General features: G+C 69.3%; 28 protein-coding genes. 23 read left to right on the forward strand and 5 right to left on the reverse strand.

Translation table 11 applies throughout. The features are described from left to right. Positions 1-15 precede the first annotated feature (15 nt). The 3 genes from ITJ66_RS19430 to ITJ66_RS19440 all read left to right on the forward strand — a co-directional run bounded on the left by ITJ66_RS19430 (position 16) and on the right by ITJ66_RS19440 (position 3,069). On the forward strand, positions 16-408 hold the full coding sequence (locus ITJ66_RS19430; protein WP_083397438.1) for a LysM peptidoglycan-binding domain-containing protein: 393 nt from the start codon (positions 16-18) through the stop codon (positions 406-408). An 89-nt stretch (positions 409-497) separates the two neighbouring features. Continuing rightward, positions 498-1,958 (forward strand): amino acid permease, encoded by a 1,461-nt coding sequence (locus tag ITJ66_RS19435; RefSeq protein ID WP_137243223.1) that lies wholly within the window; start codon positions 498-500, stop codon positions 1,956-1,958. A gap of 31 nt (positions 1,959-1,989) precedes the next feature. Next, entirely contained in the window at positions 1,990-3,069 is a 1,080-nt protein-coding gene (locus ITJ66_RS19440) for a histidinol-phosphate transaminase (RefSeq protein ID WP_137243222.1), read from the forward strand. 33 nt (positions 3,070-3,102) lie between these two features. On the opposite strand, the gene sufU is transcribed toward ITJ66_RS19440, so the two are convergent. Together sufU and ITJ66_RS19450 are read right to left on the reverse strand one after the other, a co-directional pair. Continuing rightward, entirely contained in the window at positions 3,103-3,540 is a 438-nt protein-coding gene (gene sufU, locus ITJ66_RS19445; protein ID WP_137243221.1) for a Fe-S cluster assembly sulfur transfer protein SufU, read from the reverse strand. Beyond that, positions 3,537-4,844: a SufS family cysteine desulfurase gene (locus tag ITJ66_RS19450; protein WP_194645638.1), complete on the reverse strand. Its 1,308-nt coding sequence runs from the start codon at positions 4,842-4,844 to the stop codon at positions 3,537-3,539. Before ITJ66_RS19450 ends, sufU begins: the two co-directional genes overlap by 4 nt. 110 nt (positions 4,845-4,954) lie before the next feature. On the opposite strand from ITJ66_RS19450, the gene hisB reads away from it, so the two are divergent. From hisB to ITJ66_RS19470, 4 genes are all read left to right on the forward strand, one after another. Next, positions 4,955-5,563 (forward strand): imidazoleglycerol-phosphate dehydratase HisB, encoded by a 609-nt coding sequence (gene hisB, locus ITJ66_RS19455; RefSeq protein ID WP_079707070.1) that lies wholly within the window; start codon positions 4,955-4,957, stop codon positions 5,561-5,563. After that, a complete protein-coding gene (gene hisH / locus ITJ66_RS19460; RefSeq protein WP_137243219.1) occupies positions 5,560-6,195 on the forward strand; it encodes an imidazole glycerol phosphate synthase subunit HisH in 636 nt (211 codons plus the stop codon). Before hisB ends, hisH begins: the two co-directional genes overlap by 4 nt. Positions 6,196-6,280: 85 nt before the next feature. Beyond that, a complete protein-coding gene (gene priA / locus ITJ66_RS19465) occupies positions 6,281-7,027 on the forward strand; it encodes a bifunctional 1-(5-phosphoribosyl)-5-((5-phosphoribosylamino)methylideneamino)imidazole-4-carboxamide isomerase/phosphoribosylanthranilate isomerase PriA (protein WP_079707068.1) in 747 nt (248 codons plus the stop codon). Then, a complete protein-coding gene (locus ITJ66_RS19470) occupies positions 7,011-7,838 on the forward strand; it encodes an SseB family protein (protein WP_370582709.1) in 828 nt (275 codons plus the stop codon). Before priA ends, ITJ66_RS19470 begins: the two co-directional genes overlap by 17 nt. A gap of 27 nt (positions 7,839-7,865) precedes the next feature. Here the strand turns inward: ITJ66_RS19470 and ITJ66_RS19475 are convergent, their stop codons facing one another. Continuing rightward, positions 7,866-8,237, reverse strand: a complete 372-nt coding sequence (locus ITJ66_RS19475; protein WP_056012072.1) for a DUF1844 domain-containing protein — start codon at positions 8,235-8,237, stop codon at positions 7,866-7,868. Positions 8,238-8,533: 296 nt separating this feature from the next. On the opposite strand from ITJ66_RS19475, the gene infC reads away from it, so the two are divergent. The 10 genes from infC (at position 8,534) to pheT (ending at position 17,888) form a co-directional block, all read left to right on the forward strand. Then, positions 8,534-9,133: a translation initiation factor IF-3 gene (gene infC, locus ITJ66_RS19480; protein ID WP_229939662.1), complete on the forward strand. Its 600-nt coding sequence runs from the start codon at positions 8,534-8,536 to the stop codon at positions 9,131-9,133. 15 nt (positions 9,134-9,148) lie between these two features. Next, positions 9,149-9,343: a 50S ribosomal protein L35 gene (gene rpmI / locus ITJ66_RS19485; RefSeq protein ID WP_056012069.1), complete on the forward strand. Its 195-nt coding sequence runs from the start codon at positions 9,149-9,151 to the stop codon at positions 9,341-9,343. Positions 9,344-9,370: 27 nt separating this feature from the next. Continuing rightward, positions 9,371-9,757, forward strand: a complete 387-nt coding sequence (gene rplT, locus ITJ66_RS19490; RefSeq protein WP_064294422.1) for a 50S ribosomal protein L20 — start codon at positions 9,371-9,373, stop codon at positions 9,755-9,757. Between the two features lie 102 nt (positions 9,758-9,859). After that, the gene (locus ITJ66_RS19495; RefSeq protein ID WP_194645640.1) at positions 9,860-10,660 is read left to right on the forward strand and encodes an RNA methyltransferase; all 801 of its coding nucleotides are present in this window, start codon (positions 9,860-9,862) and stop codon (positions 10,658-10,660) included. A 221-nt stretch (positions 10,661-10,881) separates the two neighbouring features. Further along, entirely contained in the window at positions 10,882-11,601 is a 720-nt protein-coding gene (locus ITJ66_RS19500) for an amino acid ABC transporter ATP-binding protein (RefSeq protein ID WP_079707380.1), read from the forward strand. 91 nt (positions 11,602-11,692) lie between these two features. Beyond that, the gene (locus ITJ66_RS19505; RefSeq protein WP_137243216.1) at positions 11,693-12,589 is read left to right on the forward strand and encodes a glutamate ABC transporter substrate-binding protein; all 897 of its coding nucleotides are present in this window, start codon (positions 11,693-11,695) and stop codon (positions 12,587-12,589) included. Positions 12,590-12,696: 107 nt separating this feature from the next. Next, a complete protein-coding gene (locus ITJ66_RS19510) occupies positions 12,697-13,344 on the forward strand; it encodes an amino acid ABC transporter permease (protein WP_079707378.1) in 648 nt (215 codons plus the stop codon). Continuing rightward, entirely contained in the window at positions 13,341-14,240 is a 900-nt protein-coding gene (locus tag ITJ66_RS19515; RefSeq protein WP_138944586.1) for an amino acid ABC transporter permease, read from the forward strand. The genes ITJ66_RS19510 and ITJ66_RS19515 overlap by 4 nt, the downstream gene beginning before the upstream one ends. A 91-nt stretch (positions 14,241-14,331) precedes the next feature. Continuing rightward, positions 14,332-15,372 carry a phenylalanine--tRNA ligase subunit alpha gene (gene pheS / locus ITJ66_RS19520; protein ID WP_194645642.1) on the forward strand — a complete coding sequence of 347 codons (1,041 nt, stop codon included), beginning with the start codon at positions 14,332-14,334 and terminating at the stop codon, positions 15,370-15,372. 2 nt (positions 15,373-15,374) lie between these two features. Then, positions 15,375-17,888: a phenylalanine--tRNA ligase subunit beta gene (gene pheT, locus ITJ66_RS19525; RefSeq protein WP_194645644.1), complete on the forward strand. Its 2,514-nt coding sequence runs from the start codon at positions 15,375-15,377 to the stop codon at positions 17,886-17,888. Between the two features lie 73 nt (positions 17,889-17,961). Here pheT and ITJ66_RS19530 read toward each other — a convergent pair whose 3' ends face one another. Next, positions 17,962-19,521 (reverse strand): UDP-N-acetylglucosamine 1-carboxyvinyltransferase, encoded by a 1,560-nt coding sequence (locus ITJ66_RS19530; protein ID WP_124769494.1) that lies wholly within the window; start codon positions 19,519-19,521, stop codon positions 17,962-17,964. Between the two features lie 36 nt (positions 19,522-19,557). Further along, the gene (locus ITJ66_RS19535) at positions 19,558-20,205 is read right to left on the reverse strand and encodes a hypothetical protein (RefSeq protein WP_194645646.1); all 648 of its coding nucleotides are present in this window, start codon (positions 20,203-20,205) and stop codon (positions 19,558-19,560) included. 140 nt (positions 20,206-20,345) lie between these two features. On the opposite strand from ITJ66_RS19535, the gene ITJ66_RS19540 reads away from it, so the two are divergent. The 6 genes from ITJ66_RS19540 (at position 20,346) to ITJ66_RS19565 (ending at position 26,815) form a co-directional block, all read left to right on the forward strand. After that, positions 20,346-21,629, forward strand: a complete 1,284-nt coding sequence (locus tag ITJ66_RS19540) for a sensor histidine kinase (protein WP_194645649.1) — start codon at positions 20,346-20,348, stop codon at positions 21,627-21,629. Next, positions 21,626-22,315, forward strand: a complete 690-nt coding sequence (locus ITJ66_RS19545; RefSeq protein ID WP_137243209.1) for a response regulator transcription factor — start codon at positions 21,626-21,628, stop codon at positions 22,313-22,315. The genes ITJ66_RS19540 and ITJ66_RS19545 overlap by 4 nt, the downstream gene beginning before the upstream one ends. Positions 22,316-22,516: 201 nt before the next feature. Further along, complete coding sequence (gene argC / locus ITJ66_RS19550) at positions 22,517-23,560, forward strand: N-acetyl-gamma-glutamyl-phosphate reductase (protein WP_192018605.1); 1,044 nt, start codon at positions 22,517-22,519, stop codon at positions 23,558-23,560. Then, positions 23,557-24,726: a bifunctional glutamate N-acetyltransferase/amino-acid acetyltransferase ArgJ gene (argJ, locus tag ITJ66_RS19555; RefSeq protein ID WP_194645651.1), complete on the forward strand. Its 1,170-nt coding sequence runs from the start codon at positions 23,557-23,559 to the stop codon at positions 24,724-24,726. Before argC ends, argJ begins: the two co-directional genes overlap by 4 nt. Positions 24,727-24,728: 2 nt before the next feature. Further along, positions 24,729-25,634: an acetylglutamate kinase gene (argB, locus tag ITJ66_RS19560; protein WP_194645653.1), complete on the forward strand. Its 906-nt coding sequence runs from the start codon at positions 24,729-24,731 to the stop codon at positions 25,632-25,634. Beyond that, on the forward strand, positions 25,631-26,815 hold the full coding sequence (locus tag ITJ66_RS19565; protein WP_194645655.1) for an acetylornithine transaminase: 1,185 nt from the start codon (positions 25,631-25,633) through the stop codon (positions 26,813-26,815). Before argB ends, ITJ66_RS19565 begins: the two co-directional genes overlap by 4 nt. Positions 26,816-26,848: the final 33 nt, after the last annotated feature.

Consider the following 26,848-nt stretch of genomic DNA (forward strand, 5'->3'; position numbering starts at 1 on the left):
TCTTGGAGGGTTGACATGAGCGCAGCACTGATCGGGTCCCACCGGGCGCTTCCCGCACGGACGGCGCAGGCACCGACGTCGGACGCACCGTCCACACGCCGACTCCGCCTGACGAAGCGCGGCCGCGTCGTCTTCACCACGCTCGCCGCCATCCCGCTGGTCATCGGCGTCGCGGTCGTCGGACTCTCCGCAGGCGGTGCCGCGGCCAACACGGCGGCGGCGGGAGCCACGTTCACGTACATCACGGTCGACCCGGGCGAGTCGCTCTGGCAGCTGGCCGAGTCCATCGCACCCGACGCCGACCCGCGCGACGTCATCGCCGAGATCATGAACCTCAACCAGCTCAGCACCGCCGGTGTCGAGCCTGGGCAGCGCCTGGCGATCCCGCAGCGGTACGCGGCCGAGTAGGCCGACAATCGGCGGGTCACTCCGCGCTGGTTCTCAGCTATCGTCGATGGCGCGGTGCAACGACGCCCGCAGCATCGTCGGAGGCAAGCATGAGTACAGACGATCGGAGCCGCTCGCTGCTCCGGAAGAAGCCGATCGCGGAGATCGAGGATGAGACCTCCGGTTCGAAGCTGTTCAAGAGCCTCGGGCTCTGGCAACTCACGGCCATCGGGGTCGGTGGCATCATCGGGGTGGGGATCTTCTCCCTCGCCGGACTCGTCGCTCATGGGAGCGAGGCCTCGCCCGCTGTCGGGCCGGCCGTCCTCTTCTCGTTCCTGATCGCGGGTCTCGCCTCCGCGGCCGCGGCGTTGTCGTACGCGGAGTTCGCCGGCATGATCCCGAGAGCCGGGTCCGCCTACACCTACGGGTATGTGGCGCTCGGCGAGATCATCGGCTGGTTCATCGGCTGGGACCTGTTGCTCGAGTACATCGCGATCGTCGCGGTGGTCGCGATCGGGATCTCCGGCTACTTCGACGCCTTCCTGTCCGGCATCGGGATCCACATGCCGGCCTGGATGACCTCGACCGCCGACGAGGGGAAGGGCGGCCTCGTCAATCTCCCCGCCATCTTCGTCTGTCTCCTCGTGACCTTCATCCTGAGTCGCGGGACGAAGGCCTTCGGTCGATTCGAGCTCATCGCGGTCGGCATCAAGGTCCTGCTCATCCTGTTCATCATCGGCCTCGGGGTCTTCTACATCAACGGGGAGAACTACGATCCGTTCCTCCCCAGCGGTTTCGGGCCGGTGTTCGCCGGTGCCGCGACGGTCTTCTTCGCGGTCTTCGGATACGACGCGATGAGCACGGCGGCCGAGGAGGCGAAGGACGGCAAGAAGCACATGCCGAAGGCGATCATCCTCTCCCTCATCGTCGCCATGCTCCTGTACGTCGCGGCCACCCTCGTCCTGACCGGTATGCAGAACTACACCGACATCGACCCCACCGCCGGGTTCGCATCGGCGTTCCAGAGTGTCGGCCTGCCCGTGGTGGCGACGATCATCTCCGTGTTCGCCGTCCTGTCGATCCTCACCGTGATGCTGACGTTCCTGTTGGGCGTCACCCGTGTCTGGTTCTCGATGAGTCGTGACGGTCTCCTTCCGCGGTGGTTCTCGCGCACGGACCGGCGAGGCGTGCCGCAGCGGGTGACCTGGATCGCCGGCGGCGCGGCAGCCGTCTTCGCCGGGGTGTTCCCGATCAAGCAGGTCGCCGACCTCACGAACATCGGCATCCTGGCCGCCTTCATCGTGGTCTGCGTGTCGGTGATCGTGTTCCGGTACACGAAGCCGGACGAGCCCCGCTCCTTCCGGTTGCCGTTGATGCCGTTCGTCCCGGCGTTCGGCGTCCTGGCGTCCGGCTTCCTGATCCTGCAGTTGCACTGGGAGACCTGGCTGCGGTTCGGGGTCTGGCTCGTGATCGGTCTCATCGTGTACTTCGCCTACGGGCGACGCCACTCGCTGTTGAACCCGGCGAGCCCCCGGCACGAGGTCCTTCGTCGGGAGCGTCAGGCGGAGTGAGCGCGCCGGTCGGAGTGGCTAGCATTGTGGAGTGACCGCTCTCGACGACCTCCCCATCCGCGACGACCTCCGAGGACAGCGCCCGTACGGCGCTCCCCAGGCCCTGGTGCCGGTGGCGCTCAACGTCAACGAGAACACGCACCCGATCCCTGAAGCGGTCGCGCACGACATCGTCGCCTCGCTCGCGTCGGCGGTCCTCACGGTGAACCGATACCCCGATCGCGAGTTCACGGAACTCCGCGAGGCCCTGGCGGGATACTTGGGTCACGGGGTGTCCCCGGAGCAGATCTGGGCGGGGAACGGGTCGAACGAGGTGCTGCAGCACATCCTGCAGGCCTTCGGTGGTCCCGGGCGATCGCTCCTCGGGTTCACGCCGACGTACTCGATGTATCCGCTCCTGGCCGCCGGCGTCGGCACCAGGTGGATCCCCGCGACGCGCGACGCCGAGTTCGAGCTCTCGCCCGAGACCGCCGCGCGTCAGGTGGCCGAGGCGGATCCTGACCTCGTGTTCCTCTGCTCGCCCAACAACCCCACCGGAACACCGTTGTCGCTCGAGACCGTCACCGCGGTCTACGAGGCCTCGCGGGGCATGGTGATCGTCGACGAAGCGTATGCGGAGTTCGCTCCTGACGACGAGGCGAGCGCGCTCACGCTGTTGGAGGGGCGTCCGCGCCTGATCGTCTCCAGGACGATGAGCAAGGCATTCGCCTTCGCCGGGGTCCGTCTCGGGTACCTCGCCGCCGACCCCGCGGTCGTCGACGCGCTGAGACTCGTCCGGCTCCCGTACCACCTGAGCGCCCTGACGCAGGCGGCCGCGACCGCCGCACTCCGACACGCCGACGAGATGCTGGCGATGGTCGACGACATCCGGACCCAGCGCGATCGCCTCGTCGTCGAGCTCGGGCGTCTCGGCTACGACCCGAAGCGGAGCGGATCCAACTTCGTCCTGTTCGGCGGCGTCGCCGATCCGCACGCGGCGTTCGAGGCGCTCTTGGCGCGGGGGATCCTCATCCGTGACGTGGGTATCCCAAACCACCTGCGGGTGACCGCAGGCACCGAAGCGGAGACGACCGCGTTCCTCGAGGCCTTGGCGGCGATCAGCCCCGCCTGACCAGCCCTCGGCCGGGCGGAGGTGGGCGCCTGCTCACGGCAGGCGGGTCAGGGCCGCCTCGGCGGCGACCCAGGGGAGCATGGCGCACTTCACGCGGGCGATGTAGCGCGAGACGCCGCTGAACGCCGCGGCGTCTCCGAACCGTTCCTCGTCGAACTCGAGCGTGCCCCGCGAGCGGATGACCGTCCGGAACTCGTCGACCAGGGCCTGGAGCTCGGCCGGTGTGAGGCCTGCCGCGAGGTCGCTCAAGCAGGAGCTCGACGCCTGCGAGATCGAGCAGCCGTGCCCCTCCCAGGCGATCGGTGCGAGACGACCGTCGGGCCCGGGGTGGAGCTGCAGGGTGACCTCGTCGCCGCAGGTGGGGTTGAGCTGGTGCGACTCGGCGGCGGGCGCGTCCCGCAACCCGAAGCCGTGGCGCTGGCGGGCGTGGTCGAGGATGAGCTCCTGGTAGAGGCTCTCCAGGCCGCTCATCGGGACACCCCGAAGAACGGACCGACGAGGGTGGCGGCCTCGAGGAAGGCGTCGATCTCGGCCTCCGTCGTGTAGAGGTAGCTGCTCGCGCGGGTGGACGCGGTGAGGCCCAACCGGCGGTGGAGTGGTTGCGCGCAGTGGTGACCGACGCGCACCGCGATGCCGCGATCGTCGAAGAACTGACCGACGTCGTGGGCGTGCACGCCGGTGAGGTCGAAGCTCGCCAGCCCGGCGCGAGGCGTCCCGGGCGGCGGCCCGATGAGCGTGACGCCGGGGATGGCAGCGAGTCCGGCCGCGAGACGCTGTCCGTAGGCCGCCTCGGTGGCGTGGACACGGTCCATGCCGACCGCTTGCAGGAACCGGACGGCGCTCGCGAGGGCGATCGCCTGCGACACCGGCTGGGTCCCGGCCTCGAACCGTTGCGGAGCGGGCAGGAAGTCGGCGCCGTCGAGTGTGACGGTCGTGATCATCGACCCGCCGGTGAGGAAGGGGGGAAGGGCGTCGAGCAGCCGGCGGCGACCCCACAGGGCCCCGATGCCGTTCGGACCGAGCATCTTGTGGCCGGAGAACACGAGGAAGTCGACGCCGAGGGACGCGACGTCGACGGGGAGGTGCGGCACGGACTGGCAGGCGTCGAGCACGGTCAGCGCGCCGACGCGTTCGGCGAGCGCGACGAGCTCGGAGACCGGCGCGATCGCCCCGGTGACGTTGGACACGTGTGCGAACGCGATGATGCGCGTGCGTTCGCTGATGACGTCGCCTGCGGCCTCGAGGCGCAGCACGCCGTTGTCGTCGACCGGCAGGTGACGGAGGGTCGCACCGGTGCGTGCGGCGAGTTGCTGCCAGGGGATGAGGTTCGCGTGGTGTTCGAGTTCCGTGACGACGATCTCGTCGCCTGGACCGAGTTGGAACCGCTCGGCGGCAGCACCACCGAGGCCGGCGCTCGCGGTCCCGATGGCTCCGGCGATGAGGTTGAGGGCTGCGGTCGCGCCGGAGGTCCAGACGAGTTCCCGCTCGTCGGCACCGATGAACGCGGCGACGGTCGCGCGAGCGTCCTCGAAGAGCTCCGTCGCCTCAGCTGCCAGGAGGTGGGCACCACGGTGGACGGCGGCGTTCTGGTGCGTCGCGTAGTCACGCTCCGCGTCGATGACCTCGATCGGGCGTTGCGAAGTGGCTCCGGAGTCCAGATAGACGAGCGGGTGTCCGTTCATCTCCCGGGCGAGGATCGGGAACCGTTCACGGAGAGCGGCGATCTCCGTCGCGTCGAGTGGGACGGCCGGGGCGATGCTGGGTGTGGAAGTCATGACCTCTCAACGATAGGCGTCGGCACGGCCTGGTGCAGCCGCATGACGCGACGATGCCCACCCGTCGACACGCGGCGTGCAGCGGCGGTGCGCTCGATACACTGGATCCCATGACCACCCAGCAGCGCACGGCCCGGATCCAGCGCGCGACGAGCGAGTCCAGCATCGAGCTGGAGTTGAACCTCGACGGCACCGGCACGAGCAGCATCGAGACCTCCGTCCCGTTCTACAACCACCTGCTCACGGCCTTCGCGAAGCACTCGCTGACGGACCTGACCGTCCGTGCGACGGGCGATGTCGACATCGACGTCCACCACACGGTCGAGGACGTCGGTATCGTCCTGGGCCAGGCGATCCGTCAGGCGCTCGGCGACAAGGCCGGCATCTCGCGATACGGGGACGCGCTGGTCCCGCTGGACGAGGCCCTCGTGCAGGCCGTGGTCGACATCTCCGGTCGTCCGTACCTCGTGCACGGCGGGGAACCGGCCGGATTCGAGTTCCACCTCATCGGCGGGCACTTCACGGGTTCGATGGTGCGTCACGTCTTCGAGGCGATCACCTTCAATGCGGGCCTCACCGTGCACGTGAACGTCCTCGGCGGTCGCGATCCGCACCACATCGCCGAAGCGGAGTTCAAGGCGTTCGCGCGGGCCTTCCGGCAGGCGAAGGCGTTCGACCCCCTGGTCCAGGGCATCCCGTCGACGAAGGGCGCGCTGTGAGTGCACGCCCGTCGGTGGTCGTCCTCGACTACGGCTCCGGCAACGTGCACTCCGCCGTCAAGGCCCTCGAGCTCGCCGGCGCCGACGTCGTGCTGACGGGCGACCGCCAGGCCGCCCAGGCCGCCGACGGTCTCGTCGTGCCAGGGGTCGGTGCCTTCGATGCGGTGATCGGCGCCCTCCGTTCTTCCCACGGCGACGAGGTCATCGACCGTCGTCTCGCGGGAGGCCGTCCCGTCCTCGGCATCTGCGTGGGGATGCAGGTCATGTTCGAGCGTGGTTTGGAGCGCGGTTCCGAGGCCGAGGGCCTGGGGGAGTGGCCCGGCGCGGTCACAGAACTCGAGGCGCCCGTCCTGCCGCACATGGGCTGGAACACGGTGTCGCCGGACGCGGGGTCCGTGCTCTTCGACGGCCTCGCCGACGAGCGCTTCTACTTCGTCCACTCCTATGCCGCACAGCAGTGGACCCTCGAGGTCATGCCGCCGTTCCCCGAGCCGCGCCTCACCTGGGCGACCCACGGCGTGCCGTTCCTCGCGGCCGTCGAGAACGGTCCGCTGTCGGCGACGCAGTTCCACCCGGAGAAGTCGGGCGACGCCGGTATCCGTCTGCTGTCCAACTGGCTCGGCACCCTGTAGCCGACTAGGATCAGGTGCTTGTGCCACGAGGCATGCTGTGCGCCGGGAACCGAGGGGCTCGCAGCTCCCGAAGAGACGGTGGATCATGAACGAGTTCAACACGACGGCCGGACTGACGCTGCTCCCCGCGATCGACATCGTGGACGGCAAGGCCGTCCGGTTGACGCGCGGCGAGGCCGGTTCGGAGACGAACTACGGCGAGCCCGTCGACGCGGCCCTGGACTGGGCTCGCCAGGGGGCGGAGTGGATCCACCTCGTCGACCTCGACGCCGCGTTCGGTCGTGGCGACAACCGGTCGATCATCCGCAAGGTCATCTCGAAGGCGCGCGGCGTCAACATCGAACTGTCGGGCGGCATCCGCGACGACGCCTCCCTCGAGCAGGCGCTCGAGACGGGCGTCGCACGCGTGAACCTCGGGACCGCAGCGCTCGAGAACCCCGAGTGGGCCGCGAGCGTCATCGCCCAGTACGGCGAGGCGATCGCGGTCGGCCTCGACGTCCGTGGCACGACGCTCGCCGCTCGCGGGTGGACGCAGGACGCCGGCGACCTGTGGACCGTCCTCGACCGTCTCGAGGAGGCGGGCTGCGCACGCTACGTCGTGACGGACGTCACGAAGGACGGCACGATGCAGGGGCCGAACATCGAACTGCTCCGACAGGTGCTCGAGCGCACGGAGCGGCCGGTGGTGGCCTCCGGCGGCATCTCGAGCCTCGACGATCTGGTCGCGCTGCGCGAGCTGGTCCCCCTCGGGCTCGAAGGGGCCATCATCGGGAAGGCGCTCTACAACGGCGCATTCACCCTGGCCGAGGCGCTGGATGTCTCGGGCCGCTGACGAATCCTCCGAGCCCGACCGGCAGGGTCCGTCGGGCGGGCATGCCCACCGTGCGATGGGTGGTGCCGATTCGGCCGGCCAGCCCTGGGCCGGTCGGAGCTTCCAGCCGAACGCGAGTTCCGGTGACGACGGCAGTGCGCCCGAGCGGCTGATCGAGTCCCTCCGACGCTTCCGGGCCGGCGAGGTCGGCGAGGCAGAGGTCGTCGACGCGTTCCGGGACTCCCGCCTGCTCATCCCGCTCGTGGCCCACCTCGGTGAGGCCGGCGAGAACGAGCACGGCCAACTGGTCGACAAGTCGCAGGAGCTGTCCATCGTGACCGTGACGGGTCCGGACGGCCGCACCGTGCTCCCGGTGTTCAGCTCGGTGCAGGCGATGTCCGCCTGGAACCGGACGGCGAGGCCGATCCCGGCCGACGGCGTCCGGGTCGCCCTGGCGGCCGCGAGTGAGCAGACGGACGTGGTGGTCCTCGATCCGACGTCGAGCACCGAGTTCGCCGTACGCCGCCCCGCGCTGTGGGCGATCGCGCAGTCGCAGCCGTGGACGCCCAGCTTCGCGGACCCGCTGGTGCGCGGCGCGTTCGAGCGATCGATCGAGCAGGAGCTCGCGGTCGTGAGTGTGCGTCTGCGAGCCGGAGATCCGGAGGCGAAGCTCGCCGGATCCGAGCTCGTGGTCGAGCTCGGCCTGCTGCAGGGACTGACCCAGCAGGAGCTCGACGCGGTGCTCGCGCGGCTCGCTCAGCGCTGGGCCGCGGACGAGGTCATCGCGACGCGCGTCGACTCGCTCGCGGTGTCGCTCCGCCCCGCCGACTGATCGGCGAGGCGGAGCACCTCCCTGCCATCAGGTGACCGGGCCGGTCCACTTCTCGCCGGGACCCTTGCCGATGGGATCCTGGATGGTGGACGCCTCCCGGAAGGCGAGCTGCAGGGACCGCAGGCCGTCGCGCAGCGAGCGGGCGTGCATGTCGCTGATCTCCGGGGCACCTGCGGTGATGAGCCCGGCGAGGGCGTTGATGAGCTTGCGGGCTTCGTCGAGGTCCGTCTGGGCGTCGGGGGCATCCGCGAGGCCGCACTTGACCGCTGCAGCGCTCATGAGGTGCACGGCGGCGGTGGTGATGACCTCGACGGCGGGGACGTCGGCGATGTCCCGGGTGGCCTGATCGGCCCCTCCCGACTCGTCGTCGTGGTCGTACGGGCTGGTGGTGTTGTTCACGTGGATCCTCTGTTAGACTCGTGCGGTGCTCCGAGACATGTCTCGGTACGAAAGAGGAGATTCTCCCACCCGCGCTTGACCGCTTCACAAGGTTACCGGGTTGTCACGCTCCGCCTGTCGCTTCACCGCTTCGGGTCGTCGGGCGTGGTGCCTTCCGACAGGTGTTTTGAACACCGGCGGAGGGTACGGGTGTGTGGTGAACCGATTTCGTCGCGTCGCAGGTATCGGACCTGGTCGCGTGGCATCCCACCCAGTCAGAGGAGCTCCGCATCAGCGATCCCCGTACCAATGACCGTATCCGCGTCCCGGAGGTCCGACTCGTCGGTCCCGGCGGAGAACAGGTCGGCGTCGTCAAAATCGAGGTCGCCCTTCGCCTCGCGCAGGAAGCGGATCTCGACCTCGTCGAGGTCGCACCCAACTCCAAGCCGCCCGTCGCGAAGATCATGGACTACGGCAAGTTCAAGTACGAGGCTGCGCAGAAGGCCAAAGAGGCCCGGCGCAACCAGGCGAACACGATCCTCAAAGAGGTCCGGTTCCGCCTCAAGATCGATCAGCACGACTACGAGACCAAGCGCAAGCGCGCCGAGGGCTTCCTCAAGGCCGGTGACAAGGTGAAAGCCATGATCCAGTTCCGCGGCCGCGAGCAGTCCCGCCCAGAGCAGGGCGTCCGCCTGCTCCAGAAGTTCGCCGAGGACGTGTCCGAGTGGGGCACCGTCGAGTCCACCCCTATGGTCGACGGTCGCAACATGGTGATGGTCGTCGGTCCACTCAAGAACAAGTCCGAGGCGAAAGCCGAAGCCAACGCACAACGTGCGGCATCCAAGGCACGTCCGGCTGACGCCGACGAAGCCGACGAGGCTGCTCCGGTGGAGTCATCCACCGACGAGAACCGATAAGAAACGAGGAATCCCATGCCGAAGCAGAAGACCCACTCCGGGGCCAAGAAGCGATTCAAGGTCACCGGCAGCGGCAAGCTGATGAAGCAGCAGGCCGGTATGCGACACAACCTGGAGAGCAAGTCCAGCCGTCGCACCCGTCGCCTGAACCAGGACCAGGTGCTGGCGCCCGCCGACGCCAAGGTCATGAAGAAGCTGCTCGGTCGCTAGACCGTTTACCCGTAAGGAACTAGGAACATGGCAAGAGTCAAAAGGGCGGTCAACGCTCACAAGAAGCGTCGCGTCATCCTCGAGCGCGCCGCCGGTTACCGCGGTCAGCGTTCGCGTCTGTACCGCAAGGCCAAGGAGCAGGTCACTCACTCCCTCGTCTACTCGTACCGCGACCGTCGTGCGCGCAAGGGTGACTTCCGTCGCCTCTGGATCCAGCGCATCAACGCGGCTTCGCGTGCCAACGGCATGACGTACAACCGCTTCATCCAGGGTCTCGGCCTCGCCGGGATCGAGGTCGACCGCCGTATCCTCGCGGACCTCGCGGTGCACGAGCCCGCCACCTTCGCGGCCCTCGTCGCGTCGGCCAAGGCCGCGCTGCCCGCCGACACCTCGGCGCCCAAGGTCTCCGCGTAGTCGGAAGCCCTGCGTCCGCCCGGACGATGTGTTCGAACGGCCCGATCCCACCAGGGATCGGGCCGTTTCGTCTGTCCGGAGTGCGACCCATAGGATGGGTGCGTGCTTGACAATCCGCGGTCACCGCGCGTCCGTTCCGTCGCCAAACTCGCCAAGCGTCCGGCGAGACAGGAGACCGGCCTGTTCCTCCTCGAAGGACCACAGGCGGTCTCGGAGGCCCTGCAGTTCCGGCCCGACCTGATCCTCGAGCTGTACGCGACGCCGACGGCCCTCGAGCGCTACACCGACATCGGGGCCGCGGCCACCGATGCGGGACTCGAGGTCGAGTTCGTCACCGAGCAGGTCCTCGAGTCGATGGCCGACACCGTCACCCCGCAGGGGTTCATCGCGGTCGCGCAGCAGTTCCCGACCTCGATCAAGGACATCTTCGCCGGAGAGCCGCAGCTCGTCGTCATCCTGGAGGAGGTCCGCGACCCGGGCAACCTCGGGACGATCATCCGAGCCGCGGACGCCGCCGGCGCGGACGCCGTCGTCCTGAGCGGACGGACCGTCGACCTCTACAACCCGAAGGTCGTGCGCTCCACGACCGGCTCGCTCTTCCACCTGCCCGTCGCGGTCGGTGTCGAGCTGCCCGCCGTGCTGGAACGGGCCCGCGCAGCGGGACTGCAGGCGCTCGCTGCCGACATCAAGGGCGAGGACCTCCTCGTGGCCCGGTCGGAAGGCGTGCTCGCGCGGCCGACGGCATGGGTGTTCGGCAACGAGGCCAGGGGACTCACCGATGAGCACCTCGAGCTCGTCGACCGTGCGGTTACGGTACCGATCTACGGCCGTGCCGAGAGCATGAACCTGGCCACTGCGGCGTCGGTGTGCGTCTTCGAGAGCGCGTTCGCGCAGCACGCCTGAGCGCCTGAGGCGTCGACCGTCGAGGTTACGAAACGGTAACCGTAGCGCTTCCGTCATGCGCACGAAACACACGGTCACCTAGTTTGGGTTACATGGAGCCAACAGCGTCCCCGAACTCCGGCCCGACGGAACCCGATGCAGCAGCCTCGCATGGTGCCGCCGGCGCATACGAGACCACGAGCAACCCGATCCAGGCAGGGCGCGGCGAGCCCCTCGTCGTCATGGAGAACGTCGAGAAGCACTACGGCGAGTTCCACGCCCTGAAGGACATCAACCTCACCGTCAACAAGGGTGAGGTCGTCGTCGTGATCGGACCGTCCGGGTCCGGCAAGTCCACCCTCTGCCGGACGATCAACCGGCTCGAGACGATCAGCTCGGGGGAGATCCGGATCGACGGCAAGAAGCTGCCGGAGGAGGGCAAGCAGCTCGCCGAGCTGCGCGCCGACGTCGGCATGGTGTTCCAGTCGTTCAACCTGTTCGCGCACAAGACGATCCGCGAGAACGTCACCCTCGGCCCGATCAAGGTGCGCAAGCAGAAGAAGCGCGACGCCGACGATGCGGCGAAGGTGCTGCTCGAGCGCGTCGGCATCGGCGTGCAGGCGGACAAGCTGCCGGCACAGTTGTCCGGCGGGCAGCAGCAGCGCGTGGCGATCGCCCGCGCCCTCGCGATGAAGCCGAAGGTCATGCTGTTCGACGAGCCGACCTCGGCCCTCGACCCCGAGATGATCAACGAGGTCCTCGACGTCATGGTGCAGCTCGCCAGTGAGGGCATGACCATGATCGTCGTCACCCACGAGATGGGCTTCGCCAGGAAGGCCGCCGACCGCGTCGTGTTCATGGCCGACGGCGAGATCCTCGAGGACACCGACCCCGAGTCGTTCTTCACGAACCCGCAGTCCGAGCGGGCGAAGGACTTCCTGTCGAAGCTCCTCACCCACTGACCCATCCGACTCCGGATCGCGCGACCCGCGCGGCGACCCGGAACTGACCAACCGATCGGCCCGTCCCGGGCACCAAGGAAGGAAGGAAAACATGCGCAAGAGGCTCATGTTCATCACCGCGGGAGTCGCTGCAGCAGCGCTCGCGCTCAGCGGGTGCAGCGGCGGCGACGCCGGCACCGGATCGACCGACGGCGCGTCCGACGGCGGCGCACTCTTCGAGGTCGCCACCGACGTCCAGCTCGAGGGCAGCCCCACGTACGACGCGATGGTGAAGGCCGACAAGGTCCGCATCGGCGTCAAGGAGGACCAGCCCGGTCTCGGCTACCTCGACGCCGCCACCGGCGAGCGTTCCGGCTTCGACGTCGAGATGGCCACCTGGATCGCCGCGTCGCTCGGCTTCGATGCCGACAAGATCGAGTTCAAGGCGATCCCGAGCGCCAACCGCGAGTCGGCCATCGTGAACGGTGACATCGACTACTACGTCGGCACCTACTCGATCACCGACAAGCGCAAGGAGCAGATCGACTTCGCCGGACCGTACTTCGAGACCGGCCAGGGCCTGCTCGTCGCCGCGGACAACGACGACATCAAGGGCGAGGACGACCTCGCCGGCAAGACCGTGTGTTCGGCGACGGGCTCCACGCCCATCCAGAACATCAAGGACAACTTCCCCGACACCAAGACGGAGGAGTTCGACACCTACTCGCAGTGTGTCGAGGCCCTGAACGACGGCAAGGTCGACGCGGTCACGACCGACCAGGCGATCCTGATCGGGTACGCGGCGCAGTTCCCCGACGACCTCAAGGTCGTGGGCGAGCCGTTCAGCACCGAGCTCTACGGCATCGGTCTGCCGAAGGGTGACGACGCCCTCCGCCACTTCATCAACACGATGTTCACCGATGGCGGCGACACCTGGACCAAGATCTACGACGCCACCCTCGGCGCCTCCGGCACCAAGGTGACCCAGCCGGCGGTCGACGACTACTAAGCAGCGCCCCGGGCGGCCGCCGACCAGCGGCCGTCCGGGGGAGCTGTCCCGTCGACTCCGCCCAGGCGCCCGCCACGGGCGTCCCCCTCTCGAAAGGCGTGCGCGACATGAACGTCCTGCTCGACAACCTCGACCTCTTCGTCACGGGCTTCCGCAACACCCTGCTGCTCTTCGTGGTGTCGGGGTTCTTCGCGCTCATCCTCGGCACCATCGTCGGTGCCATGCGGGTCTCGCCGGTCCCGGCGATGCGCCTCTTCGGCACCGTGTACGTCAACACGGTGCGCAACACCCCGCTGACCCTCATCCTCTTCTTCTTCGCCTTCGGCTACCCGAAGCTCGGGCTCCCCGAAGTGAGTTACACGACGCTCGCGATCATCGGGCTGAGCCTCTACACCGCGACCTACGTCGCAGAGGTCCTGCGGTCCGGCGTCAACACGGTGCCGATCGGTCAGGCCGAGGCCGCACGCGCGATCGGGCTGCCGTTCGGACAGACCATGACGCTCGTCATCCTGCCGCAGGCGTTCCGTGCCGTCCTGCCACCGCTGTTCAGCGTGCTCATCGCCCTGCTCAAGAACACGACGGTCGCCGCCGGCTTCTCCGTCGCCGAAGCGGGCGCGATCCGCGCGAACCTGTCCGAGCGCGGTGAGCCGCTCCTCATCGGACTGCTGTGGGTGGCCCTCATCTTCGTGGCGCTCGTGTCGCTCCTGTCCCTCGCCCAACGGGCCTTCGAGAAGAAGTGGAGGATCGCGCGATGAGCTCCGTCCTGTTCGACACCCCCGGCCCGAAGGCCATCGTCCGCTATCGCTGGATCGGTGCGGCGACGGTGCTCGTCGTCGCCGGCATCCTCGCGTTCGTCGTCTTCCGCTTCATCGAGACCGGACAGTTCACCGCCTCGAAGTGGAAGCTCTTCACCTTCCCGCGCGTCTGGGAGCAGATCCTCCAGGCGACGGGTGCCACCCTGTCCGCGTTCGCGGTCGCCGCGGTCTGCAGCGTCGTCCTCGGACTGGTGCTGGCGATCGGCCGACTGTCCGACCACAAGATCATCAGCGTCCCGTTCACGATCTTCATCGAGTTCTTCCGGGCGGTCCCGGTCCTCATCCTGATGATGCTCATGTACTACGGGCTGCCGCCCCTCGGCTTCACCTTCGTGACGCCGTTCGTCGCCGTCGCCATCGCGCTGACGCTGTACAACGGCGCGGTGTTCTCCGAGATCTTCCGAGCGGGCATCGAGTCGTTGCCGAAGGGGCAGGGCGAGGCCGCCTACGCCATCGGCCTGCGGAAGTCCGCGGTCCTGCGCCTCATCCTGTTCCCGCAGGCGATCCGCGCGATGCTGCCGGTCATCATCGCCCAGCTCGTCGTCGCCCTCAAGGACACGGCACTCGGCTTCCTGATCACCTACCAGGAGCTCCTCTACCTCGCGAAGCAGTTCGGGTCGCAGGCGCTCTACGGCAGCCCGATCATCCCCTCGATCATCGTGATGGGCTCGATCTACATCGTGCTCTGCCTGATCCTCTCCGGCGTCGCGAAGATCGTCGAGGTGCGTACCCGACGGTCGCCACGCACGCCGAAGGAACAGGCCGTGACCGAGGACACGACGACCAAGATCCTCGGCATCCAGGCGGGGAACCAGTCGTCCGGCGCGAGCATCTGACGTCGTCCCGACGGAGCCCGGGCGACCGGGTCCCCGTCGGGGCGAGGACGATCGCCCATGCGGGCCGACCGCCTGGGTAGACTTGGCTCTCGTGTCCGACGCATCCCCAATCTCCGAACCAGCGGTGAACGCCGCGGTCGACGCCGCTCTCGAAGCGATCGCCGCAGCCACCGACTCGGCCGCCCTGAAAGTGGTCCGATCAACCCACGCCGGCGAAGCGTCACCGCTCGCCGCCCTCAACGGATCGCTCCGCAGCGTGCCGAACGACCAGAAGGCCGCGCTCGGCAAGCTGGTCGGTCAGGCTCGCGGGCGCGTCTCGAAGGCGTTGAGCGAGCGCGAGGGCGAGATCGTCGCCGCAGAGACGGAGGCGCGCCTCGCCGCCGAGGCGATCGACGTCACCGCCGTCCCGCTGCGACGCCTGCCCGGTGCCCGGCACCCCCTCACGCTGCTCCAGGACCGCGTGTCCGACATCTTCGTCGGCATGGGGTGGGAGATCGCCGAGGGGCCAGAGGTCGAGAGCGAGTGGTTCAACTTCGACGCCCTGAACTTCGACGCCGACCACCCGGCCCGCGCGATGCAGGACACCTTCTTCGTGGAGCCGCTGGAGTCGCACCTCGTCCTGCGGACGCACACCTCGCCGGTCCAGGTGCGCTCGCTGCTCGAGCGCGAACTTCCCGTGTACGTGCTCGCCCCCGGGCGGGTCTACCGCACCGACGAGCTCGACGCGACGCACACGCCCGTCTTCATGCAGTTCGAGGGTCTCGCCGTCGACAAGGGCCTGACGATGGCGCACCTCCGCGGAACGCTCGACCACTTCGTGAAGAGCGTCTTCGGCGACGACGCGAAGGTCCGCCTGCGTCCCAGCTACTTCCCCTTCACCGAGCCGAGCGCCGAGCTCGACTTCTGGCACCCGACCTTCAAGGACGGACCGCGTTGGATCGAGTGGGGTGGGTGCGGCATGATCAACCCGAACGTGCTCCGGTCCGCCGGTATCGACCCCGAGGTCTACTCGGGCTTCGCCTTCGGGATGGGCGTCGAGCGCGGCCTGATGCTGCGCGACGGCGTGCAGGACATGCGAGAGATGGTGGAGGGCGACGTCCGCTTCTCCCAGCAGTTCGGGATGGTGGTGTAGTCGTGCGTGTTCCATTGAGCTGGCTCGGGGAGTTCGTCGAACTCGCCCCGGGGACCACCCCTGAAGACGTCCACGCCGCGCTCGTGCGCGTCGGGCTCGAGGAGGAGGACGTCCACCGCTTCGAGCTGACCGGTCCCATCGTGGTCGGCGAGGTCCTCGAGTTCGTCGAGGAGCCGCAGTCCAACGGCAAGACCATCCGCTGGTGCCAGGTCCGCGTCGCCGAGGGTGACGCCGAGGGCGCCGTGCGGGGCATCGTCTGCGGTGCCGGCAACTTCTTCGTCGGCGACCAGGTGGTCGTCACCCTGCCCGGCGCCGTCCTGCCCGGTCCGTTCCCGATCGCCGCTCGCAAGACCTACGGCCACGTGTCGGACGGCATGATCGCCTCGGCTCGCGAGCTCGGCCTCGGTGAGGACCACGACGGGATCCTGCGTCTCTCGACGATCGGGGTCGAGGCACCCGTCGGCACCGACGCGATCAGCCTGCTCGGTCTCGACGACGCTGCGGTCGAGCTCAACGTGACGCCCGATCGCGGCTACGCGTTCTCGATCCGAGGGGTCGCTCGCGAGTACTCGCACGCGACCGGTGAGGCCTTCCGCGACCCGGCGGCGAGCGTCCCCGAGGCGTTCACCGGGCCACTCGACGGCTTCCCCGTCACGATCGAGGATGCGGGGCCGATCCGCGGTCGCGTCGGGTCGAGCGTGTTCGTCACCCGCGTCGTGCGCGACGTCGACCCGACGAAGCCGACCCCGCCGTGGATGGTTGCCCGGTTGAAGCTCGCCGGCATCCGCTCGCTGTCGCTCGTCGTCGACATCACGAACTACGTCATGCTCGAGCTCGGGCAGCCGATCCACGGGTACGACCTCGACAAGCTCACTGGCGGCATCGTCGTCCGGCGCGCGCGGTCCGGCGAGACCTTCGTCACGCTCGACGGCCAGGAGCGGAAGCTCCACGACGAGGACCTGTTGATCACCGACGACTCGGGCCCGATCGGGCTCGCGGGCGTGATGGGTGGCCTCGACACCGAGATCACCGATGCCACGCGTAACGTCCTCATCGAGGCCGCGAACTTCGACCAGGTGTCCATCGCGCGGAGCGCGCGTCGCCACAAGCTGCCGAGCGAGGCGTCCAAGCGGTTCGAGCGCGGTGTCGATCCACAGATCGCCGTCGCGGCCGCCGGTCGCGTCGCGCAGTTGCTCGTCGACCTGGCCGGCGGCCGGACGGACGACCTCGGCTCCACCGTCACCACGGCGCCGGATCGCGAGCCGATCCTGCTCCCCGACGACTACATCAACGGCCTCATCGGCGTCACGTTCGGAGCGGACGAGACACGATCCGCGCTCGCCGAGATCGGCGCGGCCGTCGAGGCTACCGATGGCGGCCTGCTCGTGACGCCGCCGAGCTGGCGCCACGACATCACCGGCAAGGAGGACCTCGCCGAGGAGGTGGCGCGGATCCTCGGATACGACCGCATCCCGTCGGTGCTCCCCGTCGCGCCTCCGGGACGCGGGCTCTCGCGTTCGCAGCGGCTGCGCCGTGGGGTCGCCGACGCGCTCGCCTACGGCGGCGCCACCGAGGTGTTGGCCTACCCGTTCGTCTCCGCCGAGGAGAACGCCCGGTTCGGCGCTCCGCAGCCGGGTGAGTTCCCGGCCGTGAAGCTCGCGAACCCGCTCGACGCGAAGGCCCCCTTCCTCCGCGCGTCGATCCTGCCCGGTCTCCTCGCGGTGGCCCACCGGAACGTCTCGCGCGGTCTGACCGACCTCTCGATCTTCGAGGTCGGCGCGGTGTTCCGTCCGTCCCGTCACGGCGCGTTCGGCCAGGCCGAACTCCCGCAGGCGGCGGTCCGTCCGAGCGAGGCCCAGCTCGAGGAGCTCGAGGCGGGCGTCCCGGCCCAACCGCGTCATCTGGGATTCCTCGCGGTCGGCAACGCCGTCGCGAAGCAGCCGGGCCAGCCCGCCGTCGCGGCCGGTATCGCGGACGCGCTCGAGGCCGTCCAGGCCGTCGCAGTGGCGACCGGTGTCGACATCACCGTCTCGCAGGGCAGCCACCAGGCACTGCACCCCGGACGGACCGCGGCCTTGCACGTGGGCGACGTCCTGGTGGGATACGCGGGGGAGGTCCACCCGGCCGTCGCCGAGGAGGCGAACTTGCCGCGCGTCGTAGCGGTCGCGGAACTCGACCTGGATCGCATCATCGCGCTCGGCGACGCACTGCCCGAGGCCGTCGGCATCGGCACCCTGCCCGCTGCGACGCAGGACCTCTCGCTGCTCGTCCCCGCGACGGTCTCCGCCGGCGAGGTCCTCGACGCCGTCCGGGTCGGAGCCGGTTCGCTGCTCGAGCACATCCGCCTCGTCGACGACTACCGCGGCTCGGGCGTCCCCGAGGGCGGCAAGAGCCTGACCTTCGCGCTGCGGTTCCGCGCGCCGGACCGCACGCTCACCGCGGCGGAGGCGAGCGACGCGAAGCTCGCCGGCGCGGCAGTGGCGGCCGAGCGTTTCGGCGCGAGCATCCGGGACTGAGCCGGTCGTACCGGACGACAGCGGCCCCGCGGATCGACGATCTGCGGGGCCGCGTCCGTCGGACGGGACGGACTCAGTCGCGGAAGGTCTCGATCGACGCACCCAGGGTGATGAGCCGCTCCTGCAGCTGCTCGTACCCGCGAGCGATGATGTCGACGTTCCGGAGCACGCTCGTACCTTTCGCGGCGAGCATGGCGAGCAGGATGACGACTGCCGGTCGCAGCGCGGGAGGGCAGCTCACCTCGGCGCCGGACCAGTGCGTCGGCCCGGAGACGTCGATGCGGTGCGGGTCGCGCAGGCGGACGTTCGCCCCGAGTCGGGTCAGGTCGGTGAGGTGGATCGCCCTGCCCTCGTACACCCAGTCGTGGATGAGCGTGTCGCCCTCGGCGCAGGCCGCGATGACCGCGAAGAACGGGAGGTTGTCGATGTTGAGCCCCGGGAACGGCATGGGGTGGATCTTGTCGATCGGGGCGTGCAGCTTCGAGGGGTGCACGGTGACGTCGACGAGTCGGGTCCGGCCGTTCGCCGCTGCGTACTCGGGGGAGCGGGTGTAGCGCAGTCCCATCTCGCCGAGCGTCGCGAGCTCGATCTCCATGAACTCGATCGGTACGCGCGTGACGGTGATCTCCGAGTCGGTGACGATCCCCGCGGTGAGCAGACTCATCGCCTCCACCGGGTCCTCACTCGGCCAGTAGTCCACGTCCTCGTTGATGACGCTGCGGCCGGTGATCCGGAGCGTCGTGCTCCCGATGCCCTCGATGGTGATGCCGAGGAGCTCCAGGTAGAAGCACAGGTCCTGCACCATGTAGTTCGGGCTGGCGTTGCGGATGGTCGTGACGCCGTCGCGGACCGCGGCGGCCATGATGGCGTTCTCGGTCACGGTGTCGCCGCGCTCGGTGAGCACGACGCTCAGCTCCTCGGGCACGTCGGGGGCGACGGTGGCCTGGTACCAGCCAGCGGTCGCCTCGATGGACAGGCCGAACGGCCGGAGCGCGATGAGGTGCGGTTCGACGGTCCGGGTCCCGAGGTCGCAACCACCGGCGTAGGGGAGGGCGAAGGTGTCGTAGCGGCCGAGCAGCGGACCGAGGAACATGAGCACACTGCGGGTCCGGCGACCGGCGTCCTCGTCGATGCTCTCGAGTGAGAGGTCGTCCGGGACGTGGATCTCGACGTCCTGGCCGTCGGGCGACCAGACCACGGAGACGCCCAGGCTGCGCAGGACGTCGATGATGCGGTCGACCTCGACGATCCGGGCGATGCCGTGCAGCGTGGTGCGGCCGCGGTTCATGAGCGCGGCGCACAGGAGCGCGACCGAGGCGTTCTTGCTCGAACGCACCGCGATGGTCCCGTGCAGCTGTCGGCCGCCCTGGACGCGGAGGTGCGAGTTCTTCTTCTGTTCGCCGAAACTGACGATCTCACTCTCGAGCGCGGTGCTGATCCGGCTCAGGAGGTCGATGCTGATGTTCTGACTGCCCTGCTCGATCCGGTTGATCGCGCTCTGGCTCGTGCCGACGCGTTCCGCCAGCTGGGCCTGGGTGAGTTTGCGTCCCTGACGGGCGCCGCGGATGAGTGCTCCGACCTGCCGGAGCGGTGCCGCAGGGTCCGTTCGTTCAAACGTTGCCGTGTCTTCCATGTCGTCACTCTATCTCAGATATGAGATAGAGCGCCGTTAGGTACGCCCCTGAGATGTCGGAACGGAATCCGAAACCCGCTCCGTGGTGTCAGGCGCGGGCGCGGAGCTCCGGAAGAGGACGGCGTACACCGGGCCTGCGGCGAACCAGATGGCGGTGACCGCGACGAGCTTGATGATCATGCCCCAGATGACGTCCTCGTTCGCGAGGGCGAAGGAGGCGGGGACGGTCCAGCCGACCATGGCCTGCATCGCGAGGAGCCCGGCGACCGCGATCGCGACGGCGAGGACCACCCGACGCCACTCCGACCAGGCGGCCCGGACGTACGCGGGCCCGGACTTCGGCTTCGGCCGCGGTGCTGGACCGCCCGCGAACCGGTGTGCGAACCAGACGTCCGCCTTCGTGATGAGCGCGTGGCCGAACGCCACCGTGAAGCCCAGGTAGATGGTCGCGAGGAGGTGCGTGACGTTCGGCTCCTCGCCGGACGCGAGGTCGGTCGCGGTCAGGACCAGGAGGACGAGGTCCACGACCGGTACACCGATCAACATGATCGCGCTGAGCCGGCGCCGCCGGAGGAGGTAGCGGACCGCGAGCCCGCCGAAGAGGAGAATCCAGAACGCGGCCTCCGCGCCGAGGATGGCCCAGATGAGTGGGCTCGTGCCGAAGAGTTCAGTGAAGCTGTCCATGTTCCGATGGTGTCGCGGGGTGATGCCGTGCCACATCGACCGTGCTGCTGATCCTCCGGCGACTGGGTCAGCGGAACTGCGTACGCCGGCTCGTCCCTCCGACGCTCGCGCCGCGCGGCTCGAGCTGGTGTGATGGAGGTATGGCTGCTCTCGAAGGACCGCGCGCATGGGTGGATCGACACCGTGAGCCGGTCATCACCACGGTGTGCGCGGCCATGGGACTCCTGTTCGCCCTCCTCGGGATCCATGTCCCCTGGGGGACGACCGTGTCGGAACCGCCGCTCCTCCTCACGCTCGCGTTCCTCGTCGCCATCCTGACGGTGCACCTGCTCCGCCGCCGACGCCCGTTGACCACGCTGGCCGTCGGCGTCCTGATCGCCCTCGCCGAAGCGCTCACCACCGGAGGCAGCGGCCTCGGGATGCTCATCGTCGTGTCCGACCTCGCCTACGCGGCGGCGCTCTACTCACGGTCCCGGGTCATGGACGTCGCCGCGTTCGCCTGCACCGCGCTCGCCGTCGTGTCGGTCGGTGTCTTCGCGGTGATCTGGTTCACCGACGACGTCGAGGCCGTCACCCGGCTCGGTCGCGGAGTGGTCCTCGGCTCGCTCATCATCGTCCCGGTCATCCTGGCGAGCTCGATCTGGTACGGCAGGATGGTCCGGTATCCCCGTCTCGAGGCCGAACGCCAGCGCGAGCGCGCGGACACGATCGCCCAGGCAGCGGCTGCGCTCCGGCAGGACGCCGTGACCCGTGAACGGCTCGAGCTCAGCCGGGAGCTGCACGACGTCATCGCCGGTCACCTCTCGGCGATCGCGATGCAGTCGGCGGCGGCCCTGGAACGACGCGACGGCACCGACCCGGTGGCGCTGCGGCGCAGCCTCGCACTCGTCCGGACCAGCAGTCTCGACGCGCTCGCCGACATGCGCACGATGATCGACGTGCTCCGCGGTGACCAGTCGGCCGACGAGCTGGCCCAGGCGCCAGACCGGCTCACGGCCGAGTCGGTCCGCCGCGCGGTCGAGGTCGCCCGTGCCAACGGACTGGAGGTGGAGGTACGGGCACCGGACGACGCGGCGCTCGCCGAGGTCCCCGCGCAGACCTCGATCGTCGGGCTCCGCACGCTCGTCGAAGGCCTGACGAACACCGCGAAGCACGCACCGGGTGCCTCCGTGCGGGTCGAGGTCTCGCTCCCGCCCGGTGCCCTGTCCGTCACGCTCAGCAACCCGCTGCCGACGGCGACCTCGTCTTCGGTGCTCGCCGGGTCCGGTGGGGTCGGCCTCGTCGGCCTGGCCGAGCGGGCACGTCTGGTCGGAGGCGACCTCGTCGCGGGGCCGGACGGTCCCGACTGGCGGACGGCGCTCACGGTGCCGACCCGGGTGCCGACCTCCACCGCCGCGGTCGCCCTTGTAGGAGGGGCGTCATGACCATCACGGTCCTCATCGCGGACGACCATGCGGCCGTCAGAGCGGGTCTGGGAGCGCTGCTCGACGAGCCGGACGACATCCTGGTCATCGCCGAGGCGGCGGACGGGGAGGCCGTCGTCGCGCAATCCGTGCGACACCGACCGGACGTCGTGTTGCTCGACGTCCAGATGCCGCGTGCCTCAGGGATCGACGCGATCCCGGCCATCCTCGCTGCGGCCACCCCACCGCCGAGCATCATCATGCTCACCACCTTCGCGCTCGACCGGTACGTCGACGAGGCGCTGGCGGCCGGGGCGAACGCCTTCCTGGTGAAGACGGTCTCCGCTGCCGGCCTCGTCGATGCGATCCGACGAGTGCACGCGGGCGAGGCGGTGCTCGCCCCTGAGGTGACCCGCCGAGTCCTCGAACGTCTCGCCGCAGCCCGACCTCCGGTCGTGCCGGCGCCGGCGCCGGCGCACCCCGGTCTGGCCACGCTGACACCGCGGGAGCGTGAGGTCCTCGAGCAGCTGCGCGAGGGGCTGAGCAACGCCGGGATCGCGACCGCGCTCGGGCTGTCCGAGGCGACGGCCCGCACGCACGTGTCCCGGATCCTCGTGAAGCTCGACGCACGGTCGCGGGTCCAGGCCGCGCTCATCGCGGAGCGGGCTGCGCCGGGCGCGGATTCGTCGGCATCCTCGTCGTCGTAGTACGCTCTCGACATGGCACGTTTCCAGGCACAGGGTTCTTCGCGGGCGATCACGCTCCGCGCCCTCCGCCGTACCGTGTCCGCACGCGCTACCGCAGAGCGACGATAGGCGACCCCGGTGCTCGCACGGTCCAGGTGACCGTGCAGTCGTCCAGGAGTCGCCGCCTCCGCCCCTCGAGCGTCCACTCAATAAGGTAGAGCCATGTCCTTCTCTGTAGCGGTGGCCGGAGCATCCGGCTACGCAGGAGGCGAGCTGCTTCGGCTGCTCGCCGACCACCCCGACTTCGACGTCCGGACGGTGACCGCGCACGCGAACGCCGGTCAACCGCTCGTCGACCACCAGCCACACCTCCGATCGCTCCGGCATCTCGTCCTCGAGGCGACGACGCCGGAGGTGCTCGCGGGACACGACGTCGTCTTCCTCGCCCTGCCGCACGGCAAGTCGGGTGAGGTCACGGCATCGCTTGCACCGGAGACCCTCGTCGTCGACTGCGGAGCCGACCACCGGCTCGTCGACGAAGCCGACTGGGACGCCTTCTACGGCGGCGACTACTTCGGCGCCTGGGCCTACGGTGTGCCGGAGCTCCAGACGTCCACCGGTCGGGGGCGTGACGCTCTCGTGGGCGCCAAGCGGATCGCCGCTCCTGGATGCAACGCGAGCACCGTCGCCCTGTCCCTCGCGCCCGGCATCGCCGCGGGGGTGATCGAGCCGCTCGACCTCGTCTCCGTGCTCGCCGTCGGGCCGTCCGGCGCGGGGAAGAGCCTGAAGGTCAACCTGCTCGCGAGCGAGGTGCTCGGCACGGCCAACCCGTACGCCGTCGGCGGTACCCACCGGCACATCCCCGAGATCACGCAGAGCCTCCGGGCGGCCGGTGCCGATCGCGCGTCCATCTCGTTCACCCCGGTCATCGTCCCGATGTCGCGCGGCATCCTGGCCACCTCGACGGCACGCATCGTCCCGGGCACCACGGCGGCAGCGGTCCGCGAGGCCTGGGAGACGGCCTACGCCGACGAGCCGTTCGTCCACGTGCTGCCCGAGGGCTCGTTCCCCCGGACGGCCGACGTCCTCGGCGCCAACACCGCGCTGATCGGACTCGCCGTCGACGAGACGGTGGGACGGGTCGTCGTCGTGACCGCCGTCGACAACCTCGTGAAGGGGACCGCCGGCGCGGCGATCCAATCGGCGAACATCGCGCTCGGGCTCCCCGAGACGACCGGCTTGAGTGTGAATGGAGTGGCACCGTGAGTGTGACAGCAGCAGCAGGGTTCCTCGCGGCGGGCGTCGCCTGCGGCCTCAAGACCTCCGGGGGCCTCGACCTCGCGGTGGTCCACAACGTCGGTCCGCTGCAGCACGCGGCGACGGTGTTCACGAGCAATCGGTGCAAGGCCAACCCGGTCCTCTGGAGCGAGCAGGTCATGCAGGACGGCATCGTCTCGGCGATCGTCCTGAACTCCGGCGGCGCGAACTGCTACACGGGGACGCGCGGTTTCCAGACGACGCACGCGACCGCGGAGGCCGTCGCCGAGCGGCTCGCGATCTCGGCCGGCGACGTCCTCGTCTGCTCCACGGGGCTCATCGGCGAACAGCTCGATCTCGACAAGCTGACCGCGGGCGTCTGGGACGCCACCCGCGCGGTCGCCGACGAGGACGGTGCGAGCGAAGCTGCCGGGCTCGCCGCGGCGACCGCGATCATGACGACCGACACGAAGCCGAAACAGGCCGTTCGGAGCGCGGACGGATGGACCGTCGGCGGCATGGCGAAGGGCGCGGGCATGCTCGCCCCCGGGCTCGCGACGATGCTCGTCGTCATCACGACCGACGCCGTGCTCGAGCCGGCGCAGCTCGATCAGGCGCTCCGCAGCGCGACCCGTGTCACCTTCGACCGTCTCGACTCCGACGGTTGCATGTCCACCAACGACACGGTGTCACTCCTCGCCTCCGGGTCGAGCGGCGTGACCCCGGAGCTGTCCGCCTTCACCGAGGCGCTGACGGAGGTGTGCCGCGACCTCACCCTGCAGTTGCAGGCCGATGCCGAGGGCGCGGCCCACGACGTCGCGATCGAGGTCGTCGGCGCGGTGTCCGAGGACGACGCGGTCGAGGTCGCCCGCGCGGTCTCCCGCAGCAACCTCTTCAAGGCGGCCATCTTCGGCAACGACCCGAACTGGGGCCGGGTGCTCGCGGCCGTCGGGACCACGGGTGCCGAGTTCGACCCGTACGGGATCGACGTGGCCATGAACGGCGTCCAGGTGTGCACGGCCGGCGAGCCGGATCAGTCGCGCGACCTCGTCGACCTCTCACCGCGCGCCGTGCACGTGCTCATCGACCTCCACGCCGGTGACACGGGAGCCACCATCTGGACGAACGACCTCACGCACGACTACGTGCACGAGAACAGCGCGTACGCGAGCTGATGATGACCCAGTACCGAGACAACTCTCCCGAGGAGGCGGCGATCAAGGCCGCCACCCTCATCGAGTCGCTTCCCTGGCTGAAGACCTTCCGCGACCAGACGATCGTCGTCAAGTTCGGCGGCAACGCGATGGTGAGCGACGAACTCGCGCAGGCCTTCGCCGAGGACATGGTCTACCTGCGCTACGCGGGGCTGAAGCCCGTCGTCGTGCACGGTGGCGGCCCGCAGATCTCCGCGATGCTCGACCGGCTCGACATCCACAGCGAGTTCCGCGGCGGGTACCGGGTCACGACCCCCGAGGCCATGGAGGTCGTCCGGATGGTCCTCACCGGTCAGGTCAACCCCGAGCTCGTGGGGCGGATCAACGAACACGGCCCGCTCGCCGCAGGACTGTCCGGCGAGGACGCGGGCCTGTTCGGCGGGCGACGTCGCTCGATCGTCGTCGACGGCGAGACCGTGGACATCGGGCTCGTCGGCGACGTCGTCAGCGTCGACCCCACCTCGGTGCAGGCCTACCTCGACGCCGGCAACATCCCGGTGGTCTCCTCGATCGCCCCAGACCTCGACCAGCCCGGCCAGACGCTCAACGTGAACGCCGATGCGGCCGCCGCGGCGCTCGCCGTGGCACTCGGTGCCGCGAAGCTCGTCATCCTGACCGATGTCGCCGGGCTGTACAGCGACTGGCCCAACCGCGACTCGCTCGTCTCGCAGATCACGACGAGTGAGCTCCGAGCCATGCTGCCCACGCTCGAATCGGGCATGATCCCGAAGATGACCGCCTGCCTCGACGCCGTCGACGGCGGGGTCGCCAAGGCTGCCATCATCGACGGCCGCGTACCCCACTCCATCCTGCTCGAGGTGTTCACCCAGAACGGCTCAGGCACCGAGGTCGTCCCGGAGGACTCATGAGCGACTGGAAGAGCCGCGTCGACCGCGACATGATGCGCACGTTCAACACGCCGATCGCCATGCTGACGCGCGGTGAGGGATGCCATGTCTGGGACGCCGAGGGCAACCGCTACCTCGACTTCCTCGCGGGCATCGCGGTGAACGCACTGGGACATGCGCATCCGGCGTTCGTCGGTGCGATCACGCGACAGGCGAGCACGCTGGCGCACGTCTCCAACTACTTCTCGAGTCCGCCGCAGCTCGAGCTCGCGGCCCGACTCAAGCGTCTCGCCGGAGCGGACGAGGGCGGTCGGGTGTACTTCGCGAACTCCGGTGCCGAGGCGAACGAGGCGGCGTTCAAGCTCGCCCGACTCAACCACGGCGACGGATCGCGGACCCGGGTCCTCACCCTGGAGAACTCCTTCCACGGGCGGACCTTCGGCGCGCTCGCACTGACCGGCAAGCCTGCCCTGCAGGAGGGGTTCCACCCGCTCCCGGGTGGCGTCGAGCACATCCCGACCACGATCGAGGCACTCGAGGCGGCGATCGACGACCGGGTCGCCGCGCTGATCCTCGAACCGATCAAGGGCGAAGCCGGCGTCATCGACCTGCCGGAGGGCTACCTCGCCCGTGCCAGGGCACTCACCGAGGCACACGGCGTGCTGCTCATCATCGACGAGATCCAGACCGGGGCCGGTCGGACGGGGGAGTGGTTCGCGTTCCAGCGGGACGGCATCGTCCCGGACGCGATCACCGTCGCCAAGGGGATTGGCGGTGGCATGCCGATCGGCGCCCTCGTCACCTTCGGCGCCGCCTCCGAGCTGTTCGGACCCGGCCAGCACGGCAGCACCTTCGGCGGCAACCCGCTCGCGACCGCGACGGCGAACGCGGTGCTCGAGGAGATCGAGCGCGCCGGCCTCGTGCAGAACGCCGCTGCGCGCGGTGAGCAGTTGCGGGCCGTCATCACCGCCATCGGTTCCCCGCTCGTCGAGGAGGTCCGCGGACACGGGCTGCTCATCGGCATCGGCTTGAGCGCCCCGGTGGCGGCCGAGCTGTCTGCTGCTGCGTTCGACCGTGGGCTCATCATCAACGCCCCGAACGCGACGAGCATCCGGATCGCGCCGCCGCTCATCATCGGCGACGCCGAGATCGACGAGTTCACCTCCCTCTTCCGCGCGGCGCTCGACGCCGTCCTGGCCTGACCGGCCATCGACCCACACGAACAGGACCACCAG

The sequence above is a fragment of the Plantibacter sp. VKM Ac-2885 genome (assembly GCF_015351205.1).
In the GTDB taxonomy this organism is placed as follows: domain Bacteria; phylum Actinomycetota; class Actinomycetes; order Actinomycetales; family Microbacteriaceae; genus Plantibacter; species Plantibacter auratus.